The 5,141-nt window shown below is 41.0% G+C and carries 5 protein-coding genes and 1 pseudogene; 5 read left to right on the top strand and 1 reads right to left on the bottom strand.

Features of this window, described 5'->3' with window-relative positions; all coding sequences use genetic code 11:
• The 4 genes and pseudogenes from ACXAC4_RS28215 to ACXAC4_RS28200 all read left to right on the top strand — a co-directional run.
• Positions 1-280: collagenase (locus tag ACXAC4_RS28215; RefSeq protein WP_475168719.1), on the top strand; the 280-nt coding region annotated here is incomplete at its 5' end.
• A 197-nt stretch (positions 281-477) separates the two neighbouring features.
• Positions 478-1,206: pseudogene (locus ACXAC4_RS28210) on the top strand (DEAD/DEAH box helicase); the annotation flags it as partial.
• A 229-nt stretch (positions 1,207-1,435) separates the two neighbouring features.
• Positions 1,436-2,902 (top strand): DNA recombination protein RmuC, encoded by a 1,467-nt coding sequence (locus ACXAC4_RS28205; protein WP_166341024.1) that lies wholly within the window; start codon positions 1,436-1,438, stop codon positions 2,900-2,902.
• A gap of 1 nt (position 2,903) precedes the next feature.
• Complete coding sequence (locus ACXAC4_RS28200; protein WP_475168715.1) at positions 2,904-3,881, top strand: hypothetical protein; 978 nt, start codon at positions 2,904-2,906, stop codon at positions 3,879-3,881.
• Positions 3,882-3,910: 29 nt separating this feature from the next.
• Here the strand turns inward: ACXAC4_RS28200 and ACXAC4_RS28195 are convergent, their stop codons facing one another.
• Positions 3,911-4,618 (bottom strand): hypothetical protein, encoded by a 708-nt coding sequence (locus ACXAC4_RS28195; RefSeq protein ID WP_475168712.1) that lies wholly within the window; start codon positions 4,616-4,618, stop codon positions 3,911-3,913.
• Positions 4,619-4,744: 126 nt separating this feature from the next.
• Between ACXAC4_RS28195 and ACXAC4_RS28190 the strand changes: the two genes are divergently transcribed.
• Positions 4,745-4,909, top strand: coding sequence for a hypothetical protein (locus ACXAC4_RS28190; protein ID WP_475168711.1), 165 nt, complete (start codon positions 4,745-4,747; stop codon positions 4,907-4,909).
• Positions 4,910-5,141: the final 232 nt, after the last annotated feature.

The following is a 5,141-nucleotide window of genomic DNA, read 5'->3' as shown; positions in this document are numbered from 1 at the left end:
AAGGTTAACGACGGTTAGATTCACCTCTTACACAGCACCTGTGCCGTCATTAAAAGATCAGGTTAAGCCAATGGTTAAGAACATTTTGGCATCAACCAGTCAGTATGATGAAACCGCGCCGTTATGGGTAAAAGCAGGCAGCATGGCAGATACATTTGACCGTCAAGATTGTGGTTACTATGACATCTGTGGCTTTGCATATTACTTAGAAAAAGAAACCTTAAAGTTTAACTATCAGTGTTCAGAGACATTAAGAGATCCGTGCTCAGCAGATGTATAACGACCAAGCTCAGTGGATCTGTGAAGTATTAGGTCAGCAAGAAGCGCATTTCCACACTGTATTAAAGACGAGGTGCTGTGTAAGAGGTGAATCTAACCGTCGTTAACCTTAGCAATATGGTTATTTGCATTCTTACTTCGTTCAGTTACGTATTGCTAAGGTTAACCGATCCTTGTGGCTTCTAACTTCCAGCACCTCAGGAACTACCAGAGAAAACTGAGCTAGTTAAAGAGTTTGAATTTGAAAGCAAACAAAAGGAAATTTACTCAGGTATCACTGAATCTTTAGAACAGAAATTAGTTGACCTATTTGCGCAGCAAGGTGTGCAAAAAAGTAAGCTAGCCTTTTTAGATGCATTATTAAAGCTAAGACAAATCTGTTGTCATCCAAAATTGATCGATCCTAGTTCACAGGCTGGCAGCGCTAAGCTTGAGTGGTTATCAAAGCATTTGCCTATTATGCTTAGCGAAGGACGTAAGGTGATTATATTTAGTCAATTCACCATGGCACTTGATGTGATAGCTGAGCGATTAAATGAACTTGGCATCCGCTTTAGTATGCTTACTGGGCAAACGCGACATCGCGACCGTGTAATTGAAGAGTTTACTCAAGGTGATACATCCGTATTCTTAATCAGCCTTAAAGCCGGCGGCACCGGATTAAACCTAACTCAAGCCGATACAGTGATTCATTTTGATCCTTGGTGGAACCCTGCCGTTGAAAAACAAGCGACAGATCGTGCCTATCGTATTGGCCAAACTAACCCTGTGTTTGTTTATAAATTGATTATGGCTAACTCAATCGAACAAAAAGTATTTAAAATGCAGCAGCATAAACAAGCCCTTGTTGATGCATTATTTACTGAAAAATCAATGAGTTTTACTCAGTTTGATGAAGAGCAAATGCTTGCACTGATAAAAAATTAAATTTTTTTAAAGTTTTTTTGAACTAATCAAATTTTGGGGCGTCTATTATTATGCTTGTTGTTAAATTGCAGTTTACATAAGCATTATGTTGATTTCCCATTTGGTTACTAAATTTTAGTAATGTTAGAGCCAGCTCACCTTGAGCTGGCTTTTTTTATGCCTAAACCCCCTACTCTGCTGAGCGCTAATTCGTTATGATGATGTGTCTTTAAGTTATTGAGTTTTCATTATGATTACAGAGCTAATTGCACAGATTAATTGGCAAAGTGGTGTGCTTGGTGCTGCTGTAGGTGCTGTTGCAAGTGGTGTTATTTTTGCCCTACAAAATAGTCGCTTAAAAAATCAGTTAACCGAACTTCAAAATAGCCAGCAAATCCTACAAAATCATTTAGAACAAAAGCAGCTGCATCTTGAACAAAGCCAGCTTACACTTTCGCAGTTACAGCAAGATTACGCAGAACAACGTGATGAGTCTCAACACTTTAAAACCCGCTTTGTAGAACAAGAAAAACAAGCACAACAATATAGTCAGTTTTGGCGCAAGGTCGAAGCTGAACTTGCTGATACAAAAGCTGCACTTAATCAGCGCGATGTTGATTTAAGTACCTTACGAAGCACAGTTGAGCAAAAAGAACTGCATTTTAAAGAGCAGCTTAGCCATATCAAAGAAAGCAAAGAGCAACTCAAAAAAGAGTTTGAAAATCTCGCTAATCAAATCCTTGAAGAAAAATCGCAACGTTTTAAAACCTTAAATCAAGAAAGTATTGAGCAACTATTAAAACCTGTTCAGGGTGAGCTAAAAGGCTTTCGCGATAAGATGGAATTGATCCACGTCGAAGATCTAAAGCAGCGTGCAGCGCTAAAAACTGAGTTATTGCATTTACAGGCTAAAAGCCAAGCCATCACCGAACAAGCTGATAGGCTGAGCACCGCATTACAAGGGCAAAAGAAAACCCAAGGTAATTGGGGTGAGTTAATGCTTGAAAATGTACTCGACAGCGCTGGGCTGCGTGCTGGAGTAGATTATCAGCGAGAAGTATCGTTTAACACCGAAGATGGCCGTTTACGACCAGATGTTGTGGTGTATTTGCCTCAGCAACGTCATTTAGTTATCGATGCTAAAACCTCTTTAAACGCGTATACACGCTATGTCAATGCCGATACAGAGCTTGAGGCGCAGCAAGCGCTAAAAGAGCATGTTATGGCGGTGCAATCACGTATAAACGAGTTAGCAAGCAAAGCCTACGACAGACTACCCGGTATTAACTCACCAGAAGTGGTGATCATGTTTGTACCAATAGAGTCAGCATTTGTTGAAGCGCTTAAGTACCAAAGTGATATTTATCAGCAAGCAATCGAAAAAAACATTTTAGTTGCTACGCCAACGACCTTATTGACTAGCTTGAATATCGTAAAACAACTGTGGCGTTTTGAAGAGCAAACTAAATACTCAAAAGAGCTTGCCGCCCGTGCTGAGCGTTTTTACAACAAGCTCAATGGTTTCCTAACCAGTATGGAAGGGGTTGGTAAGCAGTTAGACCGCGCCAAAGAAAGCTATGATAAAGCGTTTTCTCAGCTGTACCGCGGTAAAGGAAACTTGATTAAGCAGGCCTCTGAGTTCAAAGAGTTGGGGGTTTCTGTTCAAAAAGAGTTACCCACGGAAACTGTTGAAAAAGCCCAATTAGAGTTAGATTAATATGCAGGTTTTAAAGCGTATCGGGTTTGTTGTTTTGGCATCTGTATGTTTTGCAAGTACTGTCAAAGCTGCAAATTATGATTACGACAGCCAACTTAATAAAGCGTTACACGCTAATAAACTCGTTGCGATTGGTGATGTTCATGGCGGCGAGCATGTTGTTACTAGGCTTATAAAATACTTAGATGAGCCTAGTAACTGGCAGCAGCTTGATGATCTTGTCGTTGAATTTGGCAATGCGCGGTATCAAGATTTAGCTGATCAATATTTGTTGAGCAAACAGAATATAAGCATTGATGACGTAAGGCACATTTGGCGCGACACCTTGTATTTTATGGCATGGCAATATGATGTTTATGAGCAATTAGTTTTAAAGTTAAAACAGCTTAATAGCACCCGTGAACATAAAGTTCGTCTTGTCCTTGCTGAGCCTGCAATGAACTGGCAAACCCTCTCTAAAGAGGATTGGCAAAAGCTAGAGCGTAGCCGTGAAACTGGCTATTTAGAGGCTATAAATCAGCATGTTGTCGCTAAGCAGCGCCGTGCAATCTTACTCTTTGGTGCATTTCACACGTTTAAAAAGCCGATAGTTATAAGCAATCAAGCTTCGCCTTTTAGTTCTGTTATTGCATTACTTGAGCAGCAAGAGCCGGGCTCCACATACACTATTTGGCCAGCGATGAAAAACGATGGTATTGCATCATCATACCCTGCGGACAGCTTGATCCCTTTATCGGCTAATAGTTCGTTGAATAAGCCGTTAGCGTCAATGTCTAAACGCTTTGCTACAAGCAATAGTATTAGCCTTGCGGATGTTGTAGACGCCTATTATGTGCTAAAAAACACAGACAGAAACGCGCCATTTAGTGATGCGGCTTTAAATGATCTGGCGTGGCATAAAGAGTTAAAACGTCGTGCTGAAATAGTGTCACCAAGAAGTGCTAAACAAATCCACTCTTGGCTTAGCCAACATAACTAATAAAAAGCCTACGTCATGTGGACTTTTTATTAGTTAATAAGTTCTGCTGAAACAATATCGTTGAGAATCAAAAAGTGGTTAAGTACAGACTCTTCAAGTTCGAATACCTGCGCTAGTTTTTCGCCACTTGCTGACATCCCTGTTTGCGCACCTGCAAACTCGATATGTAACCCTAAACGCTTCAGGGTTTGGGTATCGTAACTATAAATAGCAGCATCACGCTTCTCGGTAATACCTGGCATCATCCCTATGATAGTAACCGCTTGTTCAACATTGATAATATCGAAAAATTGTCGCTCTGCGGTTTGCCATTTTGCTATATAGCTAGCGACCTCGGGCGGCTGCTCCATTGGCACGTATAGTGGCTGTAATGAGCCGCCATGCCAGCCTACAACGGCTTGCTCTTCAACGAGGACATGTGGACTTGCGGTAACGATATAATTAGCGCAAGACGCTGCACAAAGCTCCCGTACCACAACATTGAGTTGATATTCATGAACTAAGCCTCCGAAATGGAGACCTGCCATCACATCACCACCTTCGCTATTAATAATTAAGGTGTTGATTTGCTGATCACTATTTACTAATAATTGTTCAAACTTTTCAACATTTTGCTTTGATGTTTCGCCCTGAAAATAAATAGTGCCCGGCGATACTTCCACTGGTTTCCAGCAACGCTTTGCTCGTGTCGTTTTACAACCAACCAGCAGCACGCTCAATAATAATAAAAAACGCATTAACAATGCCTTGAAGTTTTGTTTGTATACAGTGCGCAATTTAATAACATGTCATTAACGAACTGCAAAAATGGCATAGTACGTTTTTTTACTTGAGAGATAAATCCACATAATAGGAACAATTGTATGAATATTGGAATTTACATCTATGATGATGCCGAAGTGCTCGATTTCTCAGGTCCGTTTGAGGTGTTTAGTACGGCTAAGCGCCTAGCGAGTAATGAATCGGCAAGTGAGTTTAATCGCCTGAAAATGATAGTCCTGTTCTTGCCCGCGGCGGCTATAGTGTAAACCCCCATTACAGCTTTGCCGACCGCCCTTTGCTTGATTCTGCTTGTTGTGGTTGGGGCGTGAGTCCATACACGAGAGCTCGAAAAAGTAGAGGTTATTACTTGGTTAAAACACACAGCCACTAACACACTAGGCGTGTTGCGAGTGTTTGTACGGGGGCGTTTTTGCTTGCTAAAACTGGGCTTTTTAAGCGGTAAAAATGTCACGACTCATTGGCAAGATCAACCTGAGC

It is taken from the genome of Pseudoalteromonas sp. AWM4_233 (assembly GCF_056158285.1).
Note: the sequence above shows the minus strand (reverse complement) of the source record. Positions and strands in the feature narration are given on the sequence as shown.

Coding starts and splice junctions, on each gene's coding strand:
- ACXAC4_RS28205 (WP_166341024.1), top strand. CDS start 1,436: ATGATTACAGAGCTAATTGCACAGATTAATTGGCAAAGTGGTGTGCTT.
- ACXAC4_RS28200 (WP_475168715.1), top strand. CDS start 2,904: ATGCAGGTTTTAAAGCGTATCGGGTTTGTTGTTTTGGCATCTGTATGT.
- ACXAC4_RS28195 (WP_475168712.1), bottom strand. CDS start 4,618: ATGCGTTTTTTATTATTATTGAGCGTGCTGCTGGTTGGTTGTAAAACG.
- ACXAC4_RS28190 (WP_475168711.1), top strand. CDS start 4,745: ATGAATATTGGAATTTACATCTATGATGATGCCGAAGTGCTCGATTTC.